A 17,926-nucleotide genomic window follows, 5' to 3' on the forward strand; every position below is an offset into this window, starting at 1 on the left:
CGTTTTAGGCGGCGGGATTCAGTGAAACCATATGCCAAAGGCTTCGGCACGTGCTGCCGGGGCACAGGACATGCAGCACTTTGGCGCATCTGCTTGGGGGGAAGCCCATGAACAAGATCTTTGAAACTCCGCTTTACGGCTATGAACGCAGCCCCGATCAGGACAGCCCGACGCCGGTTCGGCACAAGGTTATCGTGATCGGCGCGGGCCCGGTTGGTCTGGCCGCCGCGATTGATCTGGCGCAGCAAGGGGTCGACGTCGTGGTTCTGGACGAGAATGACAAGGTCAGTTTCGGCAGCCGCGCCATCTGTTTCTCGCAACGCACGCTGGAAATTGCCGACCGGCTGGGATGCGGACGCCGACTGGTCGACAAGGGCGTCCTGTGGGATCGGGGCAAGGTGTTCTTCGATGACCGACAGGTCTATGACTTCAACCTGCAACCGGAACAAGGTTATGCCAACCCTGCCTTCATCAACCTTCAGCAATACCATTTTGAGAACTATTTCGTTGAACGGGTCCGCGAGTTGCAGGCAGAAGGCGCACCGATTGAGATACGCGGGCGCAACAAGGTCGAGGCGATTGGCACGCATGACGATCACGTGCGGCTGGAGGTCGGGACGCCCGAAGGACCTTACACAATCGAAGCCGATTGGCTGATTGCCTGTGATGGCGCGACCTCCCCCGCCCGGCGGATGTTGGGCATTGATTTCGAAGGACGGATTTTCGAAGACAACTTCCTGATTGCAGACGTGATCATGGATGCGGATTTTCCGTCTGAACGCTGGTTCTGGTTCGATCCGCCGTTCAATCGCGGGCAATCCGCATTGTTGCATAAACAGCCCGACAATGTATGGCGCATCGACTTGCAGCTGGGTTGGGATATCGACAAGGAACGCGAAAAGCGCCCCGAGAACGTGATCCCCCGCCTCAAGGCGATGCTGGGCGATGATGTCGAGTTTGAGCTAGAATGGGTCTCGATCTATACGTTCCAGTGCCGTCGCATGGAAAGCTTCCGCAAGGGCCGTGTCCTGTTTGCGGGCGACAGCGCGCATCAGGTCAGCCCCTTTGGCGCGCGCGGGGCCAATTCCGGCCTTCAGGACACCGACAACCTGTGTTGGAAACTGAAGCTGGTTCTGGACGGGAAAGCACCTGAAACTCTGCTGGACAGCTACAACGCCGAACGCGTGTACGGGGCCGACGAGAACATCCTGAATTCCAGCCGGTCGACCGATTTCATCACCCCGAAATCCCAGATGTCGCGGATCCTGCGCGATGCGGTACTGGACCTGAGCGAGCATTATGACTTCGCGCGCCCGCTGGTGAATTCTGGCCGCCTGAGCCAGCCCTGCACCTATGATGGATCTTCGCTGAATTCTGCGGACGCGCTGAACGGCCCCGCCGGAACGCGACCGGGCTCGGCCTGTCCCGACGCTCCGCTTGGTGACGAGTTTCTGCTGCCCAAGCTTGCAGGCAAGTTCACGCTTCTGACCGTCGATGCAGACGCCCCTGATGCCCTGGAAGAAGACGGGATCGAGGTCACGCGACTGGCGCTGTCGGTCAAGGATGACATGACGCTGGCCCTCAAACGCCGCTATCTGGGCGACGCGACCAGCGCAGTCTATCTGATCCGCCCGGACCAGCATGTGGCCGCCCGGCGTGACAGTTACGAAGAAAACACCTTCCGGCACGCGATCCGCAGAGCCTGCGGTAAGGAGTAAGCCCTATGTCAGACCTGATCCTAACCCCGAACATCAAAGACGCCGATGACTTCTATGCCGAACTTCTGGCCGCACATGAGGGCCTGGAAAAAGCCGACAGCGACGCGCTGAATGCGCGGCTGGTGCTGGTGCTGGCCAACCACATCGGTGACAGTGCAGTGCTGACGGACGCCCTTCGCGCTGCCGCTTTGACTGACAATTGACAGGCCCGGACGTGAGCGACGTCGTCCTTTATGACTATTGGCGGTCCTCGGCCAGTTACCGGGTGCGGATCGCCCTGAATCTGGCCGGGATCGCGTATCGCCCGGTTGTTGTCGATCTGGTCGGCGGCGCACAAAAGAGCGATGAACATATCGCTCGAAACCCGCAGGGCTTTGTGCCGGTTCTGGATATTGACGGGCTGCGGTTGACGCAATCGCTGGCCATCCTCGACTATCTGGACCGGACCCGGCAGTTGAACCTTCTGCCTGATGATCCGGCGGAACGTGCGCGTGTTCAGGCACTGGCTTATGCGATTGCGGTCGACATCCACCCAATCTGCAACCTGTCGGTTGCGCGCTATGCTACGACCCTAAGCCATAATGCCCCCGACATGCCCGGCGACTGGATGCGGCATTTCATCAAACCCGGGTTGCAGGCGTTTGAAACCATGCTGGGGGATTTCGAACAGGCCCCCTACTGTGTTGGGTCAAAGCCCGGTCTCGCCGACCTCTGCCTGATCCCGCAGATCTATAACGCGCGCCGGTGGCAGGTTGATCTGTCGGATATGCCCCGCCTGCTGCGGGTTGAAGAGGCCTGCGCCAATCACCCGGCCTTTGTCGCGGCACATCCCGACGCACATGCGCAGGGTTAACGTTGCACAGACCCTGTGTGCATGCGCAGCTAGGTTTTTTTCCTTTTAGGCCTTAGCTTTGAGCCAACAAAGCAGACGAGGTTCCTATGCCCGAGATCACCGGCTATCACGCCCATGTCTATTTCGACGCCGACACGCAGGACACCGCGCGACAGGTCTGTGAAGAGGCGGCCCGCCTGTTCCCTGTTCAAATGGGCCGGATGCACGCCCGAAACGTCGGCCCCCATTCGCGCTGGAGCTGCCAGCTGGGCTTTGCTGCCAGCGCATTCGACCAAGTCATCCCATGGCTGATGCTGAACCGGCAGGGCCTGACGGTCTTCACGCACCCGGAAACCGGTGAACATCTGGAGGATCACCGCGACCGCGCGATCTGGATGGGTGAGATGCTGGCGTTGGACCTGTCGATCTTCGACAACCTTTAACCCAGCGCCCGTGCCTGATCCCGCAGAACGAATTTCTGCACCTTGCCGGTTGATGTCTTGGGCAGGGTTCCGAACACAACCGTTTTGGGTGCCTTGAAATGGGCCATCCGGTCGCGACAGAAGGCGATAAGCTCTGCCTCGGTTGCGGCTGCGCCGGGTTTCAACTCGACAAAGGCGCAGGGCGTTTCGCCCCATTTCTCATCGGGACGGGCCACCACTGCAGCCTCCATCACCGCCGGATGCTTGTAGAGGATACCTTCGACCTCGACAGATGAGATATTCTCGCCGCCCGAGATGATGATGTCCTTTGAACGGTCCTTGAGCGCGATATAGCCATCGGGGTGCATGACGCCCAGATCACCGGACGCGAACCAGCCACCGTGAAAGGCCTTGTCGGTAGCGTCGGGATTCTTGAGGTATCCTTTCATCACCACGTTGCCCTGCATGAATATCTCACCCATGGTTTCGCCATCAGCCGGAACCGGTTCCAGCGTTTCCGGGTCGGCCACCATCAGTCCGGACAACGCTGTATAGCGCACCCCTTGCCGCACCTTGAGGGCCGCGCGGTCTTCAGGCACTTTGCTGTTCCATTCGTCTTTCCATGCGCAGACAACCGAAGGCCCATAGGTTTCGGTCAGGCCATAGACATGCGTGACCTCGACACCCATCGCCTCCATCGCTTCGATCACGGCCGCAGGCGGCGGGGCACCTGCCGTCATCACCTTGATCTGGTGGTCAAAGTCCTTCAACTCATCCGGAGCGTGGGCCAGCATATTCAGAACGATCGGCGCACCGCAGAAGTGGGTCACTTTCTCGTCCCGGAAAGCAGCATAGATCGGTTCGGCCCGCACCGCGCGCAAGCAAACGGAAACACCTGCATTGGCTGCCATGGCCCACGGGAAGCACCAGCCGTTGCAGTGGAACATCGGCAGAGTCCACAAATAGACCGAATGCTTGGGCATATCCCAGTCCAGCAAATCGGACTGCGCATTCAGGGTCGCGCCGCGATGGTGGTAAACCACGCCCTTGGGGTTGCCCGTGGTGCCCGAGGTATAATTCAGGGTGATCGCGTCCCATTCGTCCGCTGGCAGTGACCAGTCAAACGCGGGGTCGCCTTCGGCCAGCAGGGCATCATAGGTCAGGCGGCCCAGCTTTTCACCGCCGTCGAAGGTGGGGTCTTCGATATCGATGACCAGAATGTCATGATCGACCTGTTGCAGCGCATCTTTCACCACATCCGAAAACTCGGGGTCGACCAGCAGCGCCTTGGCTTCGGCATGGTTCAGGATGAATGCGACAATCGGCGCATCCAGCCGCGTGTTGATTGCGTTCAGAACAGCGCCCGTCATGGGCACGCCAAAATGCGCCTCGTACATTTCCGGGATGTTGGCCGCGATTATCGAAACGGTATCGCCCCGTCCAATCCCACGCGCTGTCAACGCACTCGCCAGACGCCGGCAACGGGCATAGGTTTCAGCCCAGGAATACCGGCGATCCCCATAAACCACGGATGGATAATCCGGGTAGACCTGCGCCGTCCGTTCAATGAACGTAAGGGGCGACAGGGGTGTGTAATTTGCCCGGCATTTGTCCAAATGACGCTCGTAGATATGTGTCGCTGCCATCCGCTGTCCTCCCGAAACGCAGTTTGGGCGAATTGAGCACAAAGTTCGCGTTCTGACAAACCCGTAGAAATACGGCGGCAAAACTGACTGGCGATACGGGATGATACGATCTGGCCCTATCTACATCCGGGCTTTCGCGGTGATCTGAAGCATCTTAAACACATGCCGGGATGAGGCATTTCCATATCCCGTGCACCGCTTCCTCACTGAAAGGACATGTCATGGACGGCACGTTCAACGAAAACGATCTTTCCCGCGTGGTCGAGGCCGACCGCGCCCATATCTGGCACCATCTGATCCAGCATAAACCCTTTGAAACCAATGACCCACGCATCATTGTCGAGGGCAAGGGCATGCGTGTCTGGGACCAGAAAGGCAAAGAGCATCTGGATGCGGTTTCCGGCGGCGTCTGGACCGTCAACGTCGGCTATGGCCGCGAATCGATCTGCAAGGCGGTTTACGACCAGCTGATGAAGCTGTGCTATTTCGCCAATTCGGCCGGTTCGATCCCGGGTGCGCTGTTTGCCGAGCAACTGATCGACAAGATGCCGGGCATGAGCCGCGTCTATTACACCAACTCAGGTTCCGAGGCGAACGAGAAGGCGTTCAAGATGGTGCGCCAGATCGCGCACAAGAAATACGGCGGCAAGAAAACCAAGATCCTGTACCGCGACCGGGACTATCACGGCTCGACGCTGGCGACCATGTCGGCAGGCGGTCAGGACGAGCGCACAGCGCAATACGGCCCCTTCGCCCCTGATTTCGTGCGCGTGCCGCATTGCATGGAATATCGCAAACACGAGCTAGACGGCGCACCCGAAGAGAATTTTGGCGAATGGGCCGCAGATCAGATTGAAGCCGTCATTCTGCGCGAAGGCCCCGATACAGTAGGTGCCCTGTGCCTTGAGCCTGTGACAGCAGGCGGCGGTGTGATCGAAGCGCCCGAGGGTTACTGGCAGCGCGTGCAGGAGATCTGCAAGAAATACGACGTGCTGCTGCATATCGACGAGGTTGTCTGTGGCGTGGGCCGCACCGGCACGTGGTTCGGGTACCAGCAATACGGTATCAAGCCCGATTTCGTGACCATGGCCAAGGGCGTTGCATCGGGCTATGCCGCGATTGCCTGCATGGTCACCACCGAGGAAGTCTTTGACTTGTTCAAAGACGATGCCGCGGACCCAATGAACTATTTCCGCGATATCTCGACCTTTGGTGGGTGCACCGCTGGTCCGGCAGCGGCCATCGAGAACATGCGCATCATTCAGGATGAAAACCTGTTGCAGAACTGCACGGACATGGGCGCGCGCATGACGAACAACCTTCTGGCGCTGATGGACAAGCACAAGGTCATCGGCGATGTGCGCGGCAAGGGCCTGTTCCTGGGGGCCGAACTGGTTGTAGATCGCGGCACCAAAGAGCCGGTGGACGAGAAACTGGCGCAGGCCGTTACTGCCGACTGTATGGCACAGGGCGTGATCATCGGCGTGACCAACCGCTCGATCCCCGGTCGCAACAACACGCTGTGCTTCTCGCCTGCGCTGATTGCTACGGCCGATGACATCGACCAGATCACCGACGCGGTTGACGGCGCGCTGGGGCGTGTTTTTGGATGATCCAAGCCGACTAACCGCTGATCTTAGAATCTCCAATTCTCTGAACCGGCGCGCTCTGCGCCGGTTCATTCAAACGCAGAAGTCCAGTCTCAGTTCACCCTCTTGATTTCGACTTCGTCAAATTCAAACCTGCCGGTTCCGAATGCTGCGAGGCCAATTCCCGCGCGACCGTCCGCGCCCGAGGACGTTCGTTTTGAAAACAGCGTTTGAATGACCTTTGTTCCGTTGACATAGAAGACAACATGCGCGCCTCGCACCTTAAAGGACAACTTGTTCGGAGACTCGAGCAAAATCGCGTCATGAGTGCCCGCATGCACGACGCGCAACTGACGTCCGTCTTTTTGCAGAACGTGGAAGCGCCCCTTGCCGTCCACGGCAAATACCACATATTTTCCCGCTTTCCCGCTGCCAACCAGAATGCCAACCCCGCTTTTTCCGGAAAACTCTCCGCCCACAACGGCAGATATCACCATGTCTTGCGTACTCTCCAACGAGTCCGATCCTGGAAAATTTACCCATGCCACATCGTTGAACTGAAGACTGCGGGTATCCTGCCTATTTTCCATCACAAGCTTGCCATCGGCCACATAAAACGCCCACGGCGACTTGACCGACTGAAAGTCAATCTGCCCGCCCAGCATGAGCGTCTGGTCTTCTCCGTCAAAGGTTTCAACCAACACGTCCGGAGTATCGGGCTCTGTGATAGCGTCCTGCGACCGCGCTTCATCAGAGTAACCGACTAACGTGGCAGTCAGAACAATAAGAGCTTGTATTAATTTTAGGCAAAAAGGCATTCTGGTAATTCCATTCAATCCAAAAGAGAAGTTGATTATATAATTACAGCAATTACGTGCATTATCCAGAATGGAATACCATACTTGGTTGATGCGGAAATCCACGGGTTTCTGCCAAAGAAAAAGACCGCCCCAAGGGGACGGCCTTTCTTTCACTGTCTCTTTTCAGAGGTTCAGGCAGCCAGAGCAGCCTGAGCTTTGGCGACGATCGCGCCGAACGCTTCCGGTTCGTGCACGGCCAGGTCGGCCAGAACTTTGCGGTCCACTTCGATACCGGCCAGGTTGAGACCGTTGATGAAGCGGGAATATGTCAGAGCCTCGTCATGGCTGCGCACAGCAGCGTTGATCCGCTGGATCCACAGCGCGCGGAAGTTGCGCTTGCGGTTCTTGCGGTCACGAGTCGCGTACTGGTTGGCCTTGTCGACGGCCTGAGTTGCGACTTTGAAGTTGCTCTTGCGACGACCATAATAGCCTTTTGCGGCCTTGATGATCTTCTTGTGACGGGCGTGAGTTACGGTTCCACCTTTAACGCGGGACATCTCTTACATCTCCTCTTAGCGGTCGTAGGGCATGTAGCCCTTGACGATCTTTGCGTCGGGGGCGGACAGGGTGGTGTTGCCACGGGCATCGCGGATGAATTTCTTGGTCCGCTTGATCATGCCGTGCCGTTTGCCGGCCTGGCCAGCAAGGACCTTACCGGTCGCAGTCACCTTGAAGCGCTTCTTGGCGCTTGATTTGGTCTTCATCTTAGGCATTTCCGTCTCCTTTTCCGGGTTCGGTTTCAGACGCGACTCGGCATGCCATCTCGGCCGGTCACGCGATCAGAAGCGCCGTTTACGCAAGTTCGGTCATACTGGCAAGGGGGTTTGGACCAGAATCTATGCTTTTTGCAGGCTGGTCAGGCACCGGGGCGACACAAGCCGCCCCGGTGATTGGACTTAGTGTTCAAATTTGCGGATTTCACCGCTCTTCAGCCTTGCGGAGTAGGACGCCAGTTCCTGCCGCACCACTTTCATCAGGAAGTAGAGGGCAAAGACGTTCACAACCGCCATCGCAAAGATCGCCGCATCCGAGAAGTCGATAACCGGACCGAGGTTGGCTGCAGCGCCGATCACCACGAAGACGCAGAAGATGATCTTGAAGATCAGCTCTTTTGTGTGACCTTCTCCGAACAGGTAGGTCCAGGCCTTCAGGCCATAGTAGGACCAGCTGATCATTGTCGAGAAGGCAAACAGGATCACCGCGATCGCAAGGATGTACGGGAACCAGCTGAACGCGCTGGCAAAGGCGGCAGAGGTCAGGCTGACGCCGGAATTGCCATCCACTGTTGCGATGGCGGAACCCGCCTCGTTCAGCATGTAGTTGCCGGTTTCAGGGTCGATGATCAGCTGTTGCGTGATGATGATCACCAGTGCCGTCATGGTACAGATCACGACGGTATCGATGAACGGTTCAAGCAGCGATACAAAACCCTCGGTGATCGGTTCCTTGGTCCGAACCGCCGAGTGCGCAATCGCCGCCGAGCCAACGCCCGCCTCGTTCGAGAATGCCGCGCGCTTGAAGCCCTGGATCAGCGCGCCGACCATGCCCCCTGCTACGCCCAGCCCCGTGAAGGCACCGGCAAAGATCTGACCAAAGGCCCAGCCGATCATGTCCGCATTCATCGCGATGATGACCAGTGCGGTGGCGACATACAGCACACCCATGAACGGCACGACCTTTTCAGTCACCCGAGCGATGGATTTCAGACCGCCAACAATGACCATGAACACGACCGCGGCAAAAACAATACCGGTAATCCAGCCCGGATAGTCGCCAACGATACCGGCGATCTGCTGATGCGCCTGGTTGGCCTGGAACATGTTCCCGCCGCCCAACGCGCCCAGAATACAGAAGATCGAGAACAGCACCGCCAGGATCTTACCACCGGGCAGGCCCAGCTCGTCGAAGCCCTTGGACATGTAATACATCGGGCCACCTGAAACGGTGCCGTCTTCGTATTCATTGCGGTATTTCACGCCCAGCGTACATTCGGTGAACTTCGATGCCATGCCCAGAAGACCCGCAAGGATCATCCAGAAGGTTGCGCCTGGCCCACCGATGCCAATGGCAACGGCCACGCCCGCGATGTTCCCCAGGCCCACAGTGCCGGACAGCGCCGTGGCCAATGCCTGAAAGTGGCTGACCTCGCCCGCGTCGTTGGGATCGGAATAGTCACCTTTGACAAGGCTGATCGCGTGACCAAAGAACCGCAACTGCACAAGCGCGAAATACAGCGTGAAAACCGATGCAGCGATGACCAGCCACATAACGATCCACGGAAAGCTGGTTCCGGGCAGCGGTGCAAATATGAAGCTGACAAACGGCCCGGTCAGGTTTGCAAAGGCCTGATTGATTTTTTCGTCCAGTCCCGGCGCCTCTTGCGCAAGGGCAGGGCTGGCGGCAATGGTGGCGGCCGTTACGGCGCCAAGTGTTTTTAGCGTTCTCATTTTTGGCCCTCCCCTCAGTTCACGACCGTAACCGGAACGTCGGCATGCATCACCAGATATTGCGTCGAACTGCCGAACAGGCGTTTCTTGATCCCGTCCGCAGATGCCCGGCCCACGACGATTTGCGAGCCTCCGTTTTCGACAGTGATGGCGTTCAGCGTTTCCGCCACATCGCCATGGCGCACAATGCCCTGCGCCTCGAAACCCGCAGCCCTGAGGGCCTCTACGGCTGGTGTCACGACACGCGACAACGCCAGATCAACCTCTTCTTCGCGGCGCTTGTGGCGCTGGGCGTTTTCTTCAGGTGTCTGGAATGTGTAAGGTGACCATTCGATCACATAAGCGACCAGCAAATCGCACGTTCCGATCAGCTTTGCCAAATCCTTGGCAAAGGCAATCGCACGCTCGCCGGTTTCAGTCCCGTCGAGTCCTATGACAATCTTTGTTGTCATTTCGTTCCTCCGTTTTTGTTGTTAAGGCCGGGGCCCACGCCCCCGGCAGGGCGGCCGGAACTTGGAACTTTTCAACAAGACCGCCCTTTGGTAAGTATTAGGAAATTTCACTAGGAATTGGAGATTTTTTTGGGCCATTTTCAGTGTAATTTATCGAATTGCGCCAAAAATACAGGGAATTTTACTGATTAGCAGAGATTTAGACAATATCGATCAACGCATCCTGTACGAGCTGGAGGCCAATGGCCGGCTCTCGATAGTTGAGTTGGCGGCGCGCGTAAACCTTACCAATACGCCCTGTTCCGAGCGTGTAAAACGACTTGAGAAGAATGGTTATATCAAAGGGTACAGAGCCGTCGTCGACAAGGAAAGGATGGGGCTGGCGCTGCTGACCGTGGTGCAGGTATCCCTGGTCGCAACTGCGGAACAATCCCTTGTGAAATTCAATGAGGCTGTTCGGAATGTGTCGGAAATCGAAAGCTGCCTGATGGTGGCGGGATCGTTTGATTATCTGTTGACTGTTCGAACGCGCGACATTGCACATTTCCGGCTGGTTCTGGGCGAGAAGATCAACAAGCTGCCGGGGATACATCAGACCAGCTCTTTTACAGTTATGGAGATTGTAAAAGAGCCGGTTGGCTGACACGACACTCGGGCCCGAGTGTCGGCCTTCGGTTATTCCGGATCCGTGCTGTAGATCAGCCGTTCATCACACGGGGCCACGCGCAGAATGTTAGTCGTGCCCGGTACGTTGAAGGGGACACCGGCCGTAACCACGATCTGGTCGGTTTCGGTTGCAAACCCCCCTGCCCGCGCCGCGCGGGCCGCGTTGACCACGGCGCTTTTGAACCGCTGAAGTTCGGGCGTCATGACGCAGTTGCACCCCCAGCTCAGGCAAAGCCTGCGCGCGGTCCCCATCAACGATGTCATCGCAATGATCGGAACACCGGGACGTTCGCGGGCGGTCAATGAGGCGGTCGTTCCGCTTTGCGTAAAGCAGCAGATGGCTTTGATATCGGTCTTTTCAGCAATCTCTCGGGCGGCCGCGACGATGGCATCGGCCACAGTGCTTCCTTTTGCCGTGCGGGACGCGGCGATGATCTGGGAATAGGTCGGGTCGGCCTCGACCTCGATGGCGACCTCATTCATGGTCTGCACGGCCTCAACCGGATAAGCACCTGCCGCCGATTCCGCGCTGAGCATAATGGCGTCCGTGCCCTCATAGATCGCGGTGGCCACATCCGACACTTCGGCACGCGTGGGCATCGGGCTTTCGATCATGCTTTCCAGCATCTGGGTGGCGACAATGACCGGCTTGGCGGCACTACGGCACTTGCGGACCAGCCTTTTTTGAATGGGCGGCACCGCGGATACCGGCAGTTCCACGCCCAGATCGCCCCGCGCCACCATGATCCCGTCCGAGGCATCGAGGATGTCGTCGAACGCCTCGACCGCGGCGGGCTTTTCGATCTTCGACAGGATCGCGGCGCGTCCATCAGCCAGCGCGCGGGCCTCAAACACATCTTTCGCACGCTGAACAAAGCTCAACGCCAGCCAATCGACACCCAGTTGGCACACAAACTCCAGATCATCACGGTCCTTCGCCGACAAGGCCGCCAGCGGCAGCACCACATCCGGGACGTTCACGCCCTTGCGATTCGAAATCGTACCGCCCACTTCGACCGTGCAATTGGCAAAGTCTTGGCCGCAATCCTGAACGATCAGACGGATCTTGCCGTCATTGACCAGAAGGCGCGCGCCCGGTTCAAGGGCTGCAAAAATCTCGGGATGCGGCAGGCACACGCGGGTGATGTCACCGGGGGCTGAATCAAGGTCCAGACGGAACGCCGCGCCCTCTTCCAGCTCCTCCGTATCATTTGCAAAAACACCAACCCGCAGCTTGGGGCCCTGAAGATCGGCCAGAATGGCAATTGGGCTGTCCAGATCCTTTTCAACCCGCCGAATGATCCTGTGGCGTTCACGTATCTCATCATGGCTGCCGTGGCTCATGTTCAGACGGAACACATCCGCCCCGGCCTCGTGCAGGGCGCGAATGGTGTCATAGTCACTGGACGCCGGTCCCAGCGTCGCCACGATTTTTACATTTCTCAGGCGTCGCATTGGTCTTGACCTCCTCATGCCGGTTCAGATTGCGCAGATCAGCTTTTGCAAAATGTTACCGCAAACACTGCTGTGGCGCTTATTGCGCAATTCCCTTTTTAAAGCAACTGCCCTACACCTGCGACAAACTAGATGACAGGCTTATGACTTACACCCCGTTTTTTGTTCACGGCGCGGATCGCCCGTCCCGATGGCTGATCACATGCGACCACGCAACCAACATCGTTCCCCCCGAGGTCAATGACGGAGACCTTGGCCTGCCGCGCGAGGATATGGAGCGCCATATCGCCTATGATGTCGGCGCGTATGAGGTATCAAAGCATCTGGGCGAGATTCTGAACGCGCCGGTGATCGCCGCCAATTTCTCGCGCCTTGTAATCGACCCGAACCGAGGGGAAGATGACCCCACGCTGTTGATGAAACTGTATGACGGGTCGATCATTCCCGGCAACCGCCATGCCGATGCCGCCGAGCGCGAACGCCGCCTGGACATGTGTTATCGCCCCTACCACACAGCGTTGGCCGAGATGGCGGCACTGCCACATGCGGTAATTGTGTCGATGCATTCCTTCACGCGCCAGTTGCGTGGACGTGACCCCCGACCATGGCACATTGGCGTATTGCACACCCCGGACGAGCGGTTTTCGCGCCCTTTGATCAATCGGCTGCAACAGGAAGATGACCTGTGCGTTGGTGTCAATGAACCCTATACCGGCGTTTTGCCAGGTGACGCGATTGACAAGCACTGCACCGCTTCTAGCCGCCCCAATGCATTGATCGAGCTGCGCAATGATCTGATCGCCGACCATGCCGGTCAACGGCATTGGGCCGAGCGGCTGGCGGTAATCCTGCAAGATGCGCTGGACGCCAGCGACCTTTGACCGCAAGGTTTGCTGGGGCATTCCGCCCCTCACGCCATTGTGAGCAACGCCTCTGATCCCCATATAATGCAGGAAAGGGGATCGTCATGACACATGAGTTTCTGACAACGTTTTTTGGTTGGATGGCCGCGCTTAATATCGCGGTATTGCTGTTCACCACCGTCATGATTCTGCTTTTGCAGGACTGGATCGCTGGCATTCACGGCAGGATGTTTCAGATGGATCGCGCCGACGTGAAACGCGCCTATTTCAGATACCTTGCCAACTACAAGATCCTGACACTGATCTTTTGCATCGTGCCCTGGCTGGCCTTGAAACTGATGTAGGTAGCACTGACCACAAGCACCGTTGTTGTAACGACACGGCAGGATTGTTACGTCAGAAGAAACACACACTGCCTTCCGGAGCCACAAGATGGACATGCAAACCGAAATCGAACTTCAGGCTGCCGCATTTCGTCGGCTGCAAAAGCACCTGATGGAAGACCGCACCGACGTGCAGAACATCGACATGATGAATCTGGCCGGGTTCTGCCGCAACTGCCTGTCGCGCTGGTATCAGGAAGCGGCCAATGAAAAGGGGATCGAGATGGGCAAGGACGAGGCCCGTGAACTTTTCTACGGCATGACCATGGATGAATGGAAAGCCAATTATCAAACCGAGGCCAGCACTGAAAAACAGGCCGCCTTCAAGGTCGCGTTTGAAGAGAATGTAACAAAAAAGGGCTAGGTCCAATACGAAAAAGGCCCGCCAGATTGGCGGGCCTTTTTCCTTAGATCGCCGCCTTGCGACTTTCGTCCAGATAAATCTCGCGCAAGCGTTTTGCAATCGGCCCCGGCGTACCGTCACCTAGCGCAACTCCGTCGATTTCAACCACCGGCATCACAAAGGCACTGGCCGAGGTGGTGAATGCTTCGTCCGCCTCTTTGGCTTCGTCGATGGTGAACAGACGTTCTTCGATTTCCATCTGCGCCTCAGCCGCCATGCGCAACACGGCCTTTCGGGTGATGCCGTGCAGAATATCGTTGGATAGCGGGCGGGTGACAATCTTGCCGTTTTTGACGAAATAGGCGTTGTTGCTGGTGCCCTCGGTCACAAAGCCTTCCTCGACCAGCCATGCGTCGTCGCAACCTGCCTTCTTGGCCATCATCTTGCCCATCGACGGGTAGAGCAATTGCACCGTTTTGATGTCGCGCCGGCCCCAGCGGATGTCTTCGATCGAGATGATCTTGGCGCCTTTCCTTGCCGCCGGGCTGTCAGCCAGCCCGGGCTTGTTCTGCGTGAACAGAACGAGGCTGGGCTTGGTATCTGCCGACGGAAACACGAAATCCCGTTCGCCATCGCTGCCGCGCGAGACCTGCAAATAGACCAAACCTTCCTCGATACCGTTCAGCTCAATCAGCTTACGGTGGATTTCCAGCAGTTCGTCCTTGGTGCAGGGCTCGGCCATCTCCAGCTCGTCCAGCGAGCGCTTCAGACGGACTGAGTGACCTTCGAAGTCGATCAGCTTGCCGTCCAGCACACTGGTGACTTCGTAAACCGCGTCCGCAAACAGGAAGCCACGGTCAAATATGGAAACCTTGGCCTCGGTCTCCGGCAGGTATTCGCCATTTACGTAAACGGTACGGGTCATATTCGTCTCCTCAACCCCAAAGTGCGGCCGCAGGCGGGTGCACTCCGGCGTCGTCAAAATCCAGCGGGGTGTCGCGGTCTTCGGCCAACAGAAGCGGGCCGTCAAGGTCCGTTACCATCGCACCCTGTGCCAGCAATGTCGCAGGTGCCATGGCAAGCGAGCTGCCGACCATGCATCCCACCATTATGTCATAGCCTTCGGCAATCGCTGCCTTGCGCAACTCCAGCGCCTCGGTCAGGCCCCCAGTCTTGTCGAGCTTGATGTTGATGACATCATATTTACCCTTCAACTTGGGCAGGCTGGAACGGTCATGGCAGGATTCGTCAGCGCAGACTGGCACCGGGCGCTTCATCCCGATCAATGCATCGTCATCTCCTGCGGGCAAAGGCTGTTCCACCAATGCCACGCCCAGCCGCACCAGATGCGGGGCGAGGTCGGCGTAAACCTCGGCAGACCAGCCTTCGTTTGCATCCACAATGATCTTGGAATTCGGAGCACCAGCGCGCACCGCCTCAAGCCGGGGCATATCATCGGGCGTGCCCAGCTTGATCTTCAGAAGCGGGCGATGCGCGTTCCCGGCGGCCTGCGCCTGCATTGCCTCGGGCGTGTCCAGCGACAATGTATAGGCGGTGATCTCGGGGCCGGGCTTTGGCAGACCTGCCAGGTCCCAGGCGCGCTTGCCAACACGTTTGCACTCCAGATCCCACAAGGCACAATCCACGGCGTTCCGCGCGGCGCCTGCGGGCAGCAGATCCGTCAGCGACTGGCGGGTGACATCTGCGGGAAGACCGGCAATCTCAGCCTCAACAGACTCGAGCGTTTCGTCATAACGCGCATAAGGAACGCATTCGCCCCAGCCGTGATGGCTTCCGTCCGAAACCCGAACCGTCAGCACCTTTGCTTCGGTCCGCGACCCGCGCGAGATGGTGAAGACCTGCGCCAGCCGGAACACTTCGCGAGAAACCTCAATCTGCACGCACCCGCTCCTTCATCTTTTCCCAAATACTCACGCCGGAGGCGGAACAGTCCGCCACCGGCGCGTTGTTCAGATCATATTGCGGCCAGCGCGTCCACCAGCTTGCCAGAACCAAAACGGAACGGGTCGGTCGCAGGCAGGCCCATGTCCTCTTCGATCTTGGCCAGATAGGCGGTCGCGTCTGCCTCGGACATGTGCTGGGTGTTGACCGAAACGCCAACAACCTGACAATCCGGGTTTGCCACCTTGGCCAGCGCCAGCGCGGTGTCGCGCAGGGCTTCCAATGTTGGCAGTTGATAGGTTGGCAAGCCGCGCATATGCGCACGGGTCGGTTCATGGCTCAGGATCAGGGCGTCCGGCTGGCCGCCATGGATCAGTGCCATGGTCACGCCGGAATAGGATACGTGGAACAATGACCCCTGCCCTTCGATCAGGTCCCAGTGATCATCGTCATTGTCCGGTGTCAGCCATTCGACCGAACCCGCCATGAAGTCAGCAATGACTGCATCCAGCGGCACACCGTCACCGGTGATCAGGATGCCGGTTTGGCCGGTCGCGCGGAAGGTCGATTTCATCCCGCGCTCACGCATCTCGGCGTCCATCGCCAGCGCGGTGTACATCTTGCCAACCGAACAGTCGGTACCGACGGCCAGACACCGTTTGCCCTTGCGCTTGATCCCGTTTGCAATCGGATAATTTATTTCAGGCACCCGCACGTCGTGCAGTTTCCGTCCTGTTGCTTCGGCCACGGCCACCAGGTCCGGCTCATCCCGCAGCAGGTTATGCAACCCCGAGGCCAGGTCGAACCCCTCCTCAAGCGCCATGACCAGAACCTTTTTCCAGTCCTGGCTGATCACACCGCCGCGGTTTGCCACGCCGATCACCAGTGTCTTGGCACCGGCATCCTTCGCTTCGGTCAGGGTCAAGTCAGCCAAGCCCAGATCGGCCTTGCAGCCATCCATTCGATACTGGCCCACGGCGTTTTCCGGACGCCAGTCCTTGATCCCAACAGCCACTTTGGCCGCCAATTGGTCGGGCGCATCGCCCAGGAACAGCAGGTACGGTGTCTCGATCATTGCGGTCACTCCTTTGATTCCGGGGCAGGCTAGAGAAGCGGTAAAACGAGCGCTTCGCGTTTTGGCCCGTCAACCACGGCCTATGCGCGAGTTTCTTGCGCAGTGTTCTCGATGCGCGCAAAAATCTTCGAAGTTTTTAAAGTGATTAAACTTTAATCACCCCACTCGGGCAGTTTTGAAGCTGCTTTCTGCAACCGCATTGCCGCATGTGCACAATCGCTCTTGCGCCGCACCGCGCAATTTAATACCTCATTGATCAGGAAAATCGTAATTTCATTACTCAGACGAGGTCCAGATGAGCTTTCGCATCCAACCTGCCGCACCGGCGCGTCCCAATCGCTGTCAGCTGTTTGGCCCGGGGTCGAACACCAAACTGTTCCCGAAGATGGCGGCATCCGCTGCGGATGTGATCAACCTCGATCTTGAAGACTCGGTTGCGCCTTCGGACAAGGATACGGCCCGCACCAATGTCATCGAAGCACTGAACACCGTGGACTGGGGCAACAAATACATGTCCGTTCGCATCAACGGACTGGATACCCCGTACTGGTATCGCGACGTTGTCGATGTACTGGAACAGGCGGGCGACCGTCTGGATCAGATCATGATCCCCAAAGTCGGCTGCGCGGCAGATGTCTATGCGGTGGACGCACTGGTCACCGCCATTGAACGCGCCAAAGGTCGCCCCAAACCAATCAGCTTTGAGGTTATCATCGAATCTTCCGCCGGCATCGCCCATGTCGAAGAAATCGCAGCCTCCTCGCCCCGTTTGCAGGCTATGAGCCTTGGCGCGGCTGATTTTGCCGCTTCGATGGGGATGCAAACCACCGGCATCGGCGGCACGCAGGAAAACTATTACATGCTGCACGAGGGTGCGAAACACTGGTCCGATCCATGGCACTGGGCACAGGCCGCCATCGTTGCCGCATGCCGCACCCATGGCGTGCTGCCAGTCGACGGGCCCTTCGGTGACTTCAGCGATGACGAGGGGTACATTGCGCAGGCCAAACGTTCGGCCACGCTGGGCATGGTGGGCAAATGGGCCATCCATCCCAAGCAGATCGCGCTGGCCAATCAGGTGTTCACCCCCTCGGAAGAAGCCGTGTCAGAGGCCCGCGAAATCCTCGCCGCGATGGAGCAAGCCAAAGCCAATGGCGAAGGTGCGACGGTTTACAAAGGACGTCTGGTCGACATCGCTTCGATCAAGCAGGCCGAGGTGATCGTGGCACAGGCCGAGTTGATCGCGGCCAACGGCTGATGCACAATAAAAAAG

General features: G+C 58.1%; 20 protein-coding genes. 10 read left to right on the forward strand and 10 right to left on the reverse strand.

The genetic code is table 11. The annotated features are described in order from the left end of the window. Window positions 1-107: 107 nt before the first annotated feature. From AC2FLZ_RS02140 to AC2FLZ_RS02155, 4 genes are all read left to right on the forward strand, one after another. Window positions 108-1,718: an FAD-dependent oxidoreductase gene (locus tag AC2FLZ_RS02140; protein WP_496715106.1), complete on the forward strand. Its 1,611-nt coding sequence runs from the start codon at window positions 108-110 to the stop codon at window positions 1,716-1,718. Window positions 1,719-1,723: 5 nt separating this feature from the next. After that, a complete protein-coding gene (locus AC2FLZ_RS02145) occupies window positions 1,724-1,921 on the forward strand; it encodes a DUF2783 domain-containing protein (protein WP_480519396.1) in 198 nt (65 codons plus the stop codon). Between the two features lie 11 nt (window positions 1,922-1,932). Then, entirely contained in the window at window positions 1,933-2,571 is a 639-nt protein-coding gene (gene maiA / locus AC2FLZ_RS02150; RefSeq protein ID WP_496881668.1) for a maleylacetoacetate isomerase, read from the forward strand. A gap of 86 nt (window positions 2,572-2,657) precedes the next feature. Further along, window positions 2,658-2,993, forward strand: a complete 336-nt coding sequence (locus AC2FLZ_RS02155) for a DOPA 4,5-dioxygenase family protein (RefSeq protein WP_480519392.1) — start codon at window positions 2,658-2,660, stop codon at window positions 2,991-2,993. Here the strand turns inward: AC2FLZ_RS02155 and AC2FLZ_RS02160 are convergent. Beyond that, window positions 2,990-4,618, reverse strand: a complete 1,629-nt coding sequence (locus AC2FLZ_RS02160) for an acyl-CoA synthetase (protein ID WP_496881669.1) — start codon at window positions 4,616-4,618, stop codon at window positions 2,990-2,992. The genes AC2FLZ_RS02155 and AC2FLZ_RS02160 overlap by 4 nt on opposite strands. A 221-nt stretch (window positions 4,619-4,839) precedes the next feature. Here AC2FLZ_RS02160 and AC2FLZ_RS02165 point away from each other — a divergent pair, with 221 nt between their 5' ends. Next, a complete protein-coding gene (locus AC2FLZ_RS02165) occupies window positions 4,840-6,231 on the forward strand; it encodes an aminotransferase family protein (protein ID WP_209506068.1) in 1,392 nt (463 codons plus the stop codon). A gap of 89 nt (window positions 6,232-6,320) precedes the next feature. On the opposite strand, the gene AC2FLZ_RS02170 is transcribed toward AC2FLZ_RS02165, so the two are convergent. The 5 genes from AC2FLZ_RS02170 to AC2FLZ_RS02190 all read right to left on the reverse strand — a co-directional run bounded on the left by AC2FLZ_RS02170 (window position 6,321) and on the right by AC2FLZ_RS02190 (window position 9,966). Continuing rightward, complete coding sequence (locus AC2FLZ_RS02170; RefSeq protein ID WP_496881670.1) at window positions 6,321-7,130, reverse strand: hypothetical protein; 810 nt, start codon at window positions 7,128-7,130, stop codon at window positions 6,321-6,323. A gap of 68 nt (window positions 7,131-7,198) precedes the next feature. Beyond that, the gene (rplT, locus tag AC2FLZ_RS02175) at window positions 7,199-7,564 is read right to left on the reverse strand and encodes a 50S ribosomal protein L20 (RefSeq protein ID WP_039523695.1); all 366 of its coding nucleotides are present in this window, start codon (window positions 7,562-7,564) and stop codon (window positions 7,199-7,201) included. A gap of 15 nt (window positions 7,565-7,579) precedes the next feature. Then, entirely contained in the window at window positions 7,580-7,780 is a 201-nt protein-coding gene (gene rpmI / locus AC2FLZ_RS02180; RefSeq protein ID WP_010443552.1) for a 50S ribosomal protein L35, read from the reverse strand. Between the two features lie 183 nt (window positions 7,781-7,963). Continuing rightward, the gene (locus AC2FLZ_RS02185) at window positions 7,964-9,514 is read right to left on the reverse strand and encodes an alanine/glycine:cation symporter family protein (RefSeq protein WP_480519384.1); all 1,551 of its coding nucleotides are present in this window, start codon (window positions 9,512-9,514) and stop codon (window positions 7,964-7,966) included. Between the two features lie 14 nt (window positions 9,515-9,528). Continuing rightward, a complete protein-coding gene (locus AC2FLZ_RS02190; protein WP_480473950.1) occupies window positions 9,529-9,966 on the reverse strand; it encodes a universal stress protein in 438 nt (145 codons plus the stop codon). Between the two features lie 208 nt (window positions 9,967-10,174). Here AC2FLZ_RS02190 and AC2FLZ_RS02195 point away from each other — a divergent pair, with 208 nt between their 5' ends. Next, window positions 10,175-10,609 (forward strand): Lrp/AsnC ligand binding domain-containing protein, encoded by a 435-nt coding sequence (locus tag AC2FLZ_RS02195; RefSeq protein WP_480476823.1) that lies wholly within the window; start codon window positions 10,175-10,177, stop codon window positions 10,607-10,609. Between the two features lie 32 nt (window positions 10,610-10,641). On the opposite strand, the gene pyk is transcribed toward AC2FLZ_RS02195, so the two are convergent. Next, complete coding sequence (gene pyk / locus AC2FLZ_RS02200) at window positions 10,642-12,087, reverse strand: pyruvate kinase (RefSeq protein ID WP_480623530.1); 1,446 nt, start codon at window positions 12,085-12,087, stop codon at window positions 10,642-10,644. Window positions 12,088-12,230: 143 nt separating this feature from the next. Here pyk and AC2FLZ_RS02205 point away from each other — a divergent pair, with 143 nt between their 5' ends. The 3 genes from AC2FLZ_RS02205 to AC2FLZ_RS02215 all read left to right on the forward strand — a co-directional run bounded on the left by AC2FLZ_RS02205 (window position 12,231) and on the right by AC2FLZ_RS02215 (window position 13,697). Next, entirely contained in the window at window positions 12,231-12,968 is a 738-nt protein-coding gene (locus AC2FLZ_RS02205) for an N-formylglutamate amidohydrolase (RefSeq protein ID WP_496881671.1), read from the forward strand. An 86-nt stretch (window positions 12,969-13,054) separates the two neighbouring features. Continuing rightward, entirely contained in the window at window positions 13,055-13,294 is a 240-nt protein-coding gene (locus AC2FLZ_RS02210) for a DUF6868 family protein (RefSeq protein WP_267365128.1), read from the forward strand. An 88-nt stretch (window positions 13,295-13,382) separates the two neighbouring features. Next, window positions 13,383-13,697 (forward strand): DUF1244 domain-containing protein, encoded by a 315-nt coding sequence (locus AC2FLZ_RS02215; RefSeq protein ID WP_496881672.1) that lies wholly within the window; start codon window positions 13,383-13,385, stop codon window positions 13,695-13,697. A 43-nt stretch (window positions 13,698-13,740) separates the two neighbouring features. On the opposite strand, the gene AC2FLZ_RS02220 is transcribed toward AC2FLZ_RS02215, so the two are convergent. The 3 genes from AC2FLZ_RS02220 to dgcN all read right to left on the reverse strand — a co-directional run bounded on the left by AC2FLZ_RS02220 (window position 13,741) and on the right by dgcN (window position 16,653). Further along, complete coding sequence (locus tag AC2FLZ_RS02220) at window positions 13,741-14,601, reverse strand: D-amino-acid transaminase (RefSeq protein WP_496881673.1); 861 nt, start codon at window positions 14,599-14,601, stop codon at window positions 13,741-13,743. A gap of 10 nt (window positions 14,602-14,611) precedes the next feature. After that, complete coding sequence (dgcA, locus tag AC2FLZ_RS02225; protein WP_496715110.1) at window positions 14,612-15,577, reverse strand: N-acetyl-D-Glu racemase DgcA; 966 nt, start codon at window positions 15,575-15,577, stop codon at window positions 14,612-14,614. A gap of 74 nt (window positions 15,578-15,651) precedes the next feature. Beyond that, on the reverse strand, window positions 15,652-16,653 hold the full coding sequence (dgcN, locus tag AC2FLZ_RS02230; protein ID WP_496881674.1) for an N-acetyltransferase DgcN: 1,002 nt from the start codon (window positions 16,651-16,653) through the stop codon (window positions 15,652-15,654). 295 nt (window positions 16,654-16,948) lie between these two features. Between dgcN and AC2FLZ_RS02235 the strand changes: the two genes are divergently transcribed. Beyond that, entirely contained in the window at window positions 16,949-17,911 is a 963-nt protein-coding gene (locus tag AC2FLZ_RS02235) for an L-malyl-CoA/beta-methylmalyl-CoA lyase (protein ID WP_496881675.1), read from the forward strand. Window positions 17,912-17,926: the final 15 nt, after the last annotated feature.

The sequence above is a fragment of the Ruegeria sp. YKSF131 genome (assembly GCF_059612645.1).

Bases quoted from the DNA above. Each gene is read 5' to 3' on its own strand.
- AC2FLZ_RS02210 (WP_267365128.1), top strand. From the start codon at position 13,055: ATGACACATGAGTTTCTGACAACGTTTTTTGGTTGGATGGCCGCGCTT.
- AC2FLZ_RS02165 (WP_209506068.1), top strand. From the start codon at position 4,840: ATGGACGGCACGTTCAACGAAAACGATCTTTCCCGCGTGGTCGAGGCC.
- AC2FLZ_RS02145 (WP_480519396.1), top strand. From the start codon at position 1,724: ATGTCAGACCTGATCCTAACCCCGAACATCAAAGACGCCGATGACTTC.
- AC2FLZ_RS02190 (WP_480473950.1), bottom strand. From the start codon at position 9,966: ATGACAACAAAGATTGTCATAGGACTCGACGGGACTGAAACCGGCGAG.
- rpmI (WP_010443552.1), bottom strand. From the start codon at position 7,780: ATGCCTAAGATGAAGACCAAATCAAGCGCCAAGAAGCGCTTCAAGGTG.
- AC2FLZ_RS02155 (WP_480519392.1), top strand. From the start codon at position 2,658: ATGCCCGAGATCACCGGCTATCACGCCCATGTCTATTTCGACGCCGAC.
- pyk (WP_480623530.1), bottom strand. From the start codon at position 12,087: ATGCGACGCCTGAGAAATGTAAAAATCGTGGCGACGCTGGGACCGGCG.
- AC2FLZ_RS02220 (WP_496881673.1), bottom strand. From the start codon at position 14,601: ATGACCCGTACCGTTTACGTAAATGGCGAATACCTGCCGGAGACCGAG.
- rplT (WP_039523695.1), bottom strand. From the start codon at position 7,564: ATGTCCCGCGTTAAAGGTGGAACCGTAACTCACGCCCGTCACAAGAAG.
- AC2FLZ_RS02185 (WP_480519384.1), bottom strand. From the start codon at position 9,514: ATGAGAACGCTAAAAACACTTGGCGCCGTAACGGCCGCCACCATTGCC.
- AC2FLZ_RS02140 (WP_496715106.1), top strand. From the start codon at position 108: ATGAACAAGATCTTTGAAACTCCGCTTTACGGCTATGAACGCAGCCCC.
- dgcN (WP_496881674.1), bottom strand. From the start codon at position 16,653: ATGATCGAGACACCGTACCTGCTGTTCCTGGGCGATGCGCCCGACCAA.
- AC2FLZ_RS02215 (WP_496881672.1), top strand. From the start codon at position 13,383: ATGGACATGCAAACCGAAATCGAACTTCAGGCTGCCGCATTTCGTCGG.
- AC2FLZ_RS02160 (WP_496881669.1), bottom strand. From the start codon at position 4,618: ATGGCAGCGACACATATCTACGAGCGTCATTTGGACAAATGCCGGGCA.
- AC2FLZ_RS02235 (WP_496881675.1), top strand. From the start codon at position 16,949: ATGAGCTTTCGCATCCAACCTGCCGCACCGGCGCGTCCCAATCGCTGT.
- AC2FLZ_RS02205 (WP_496881671.1), top strand. From the start codon at position 12,231: ATGACTTACACCCCGTTTTTTGTTCACGGCGCGGATCGCCCGTCCCGA.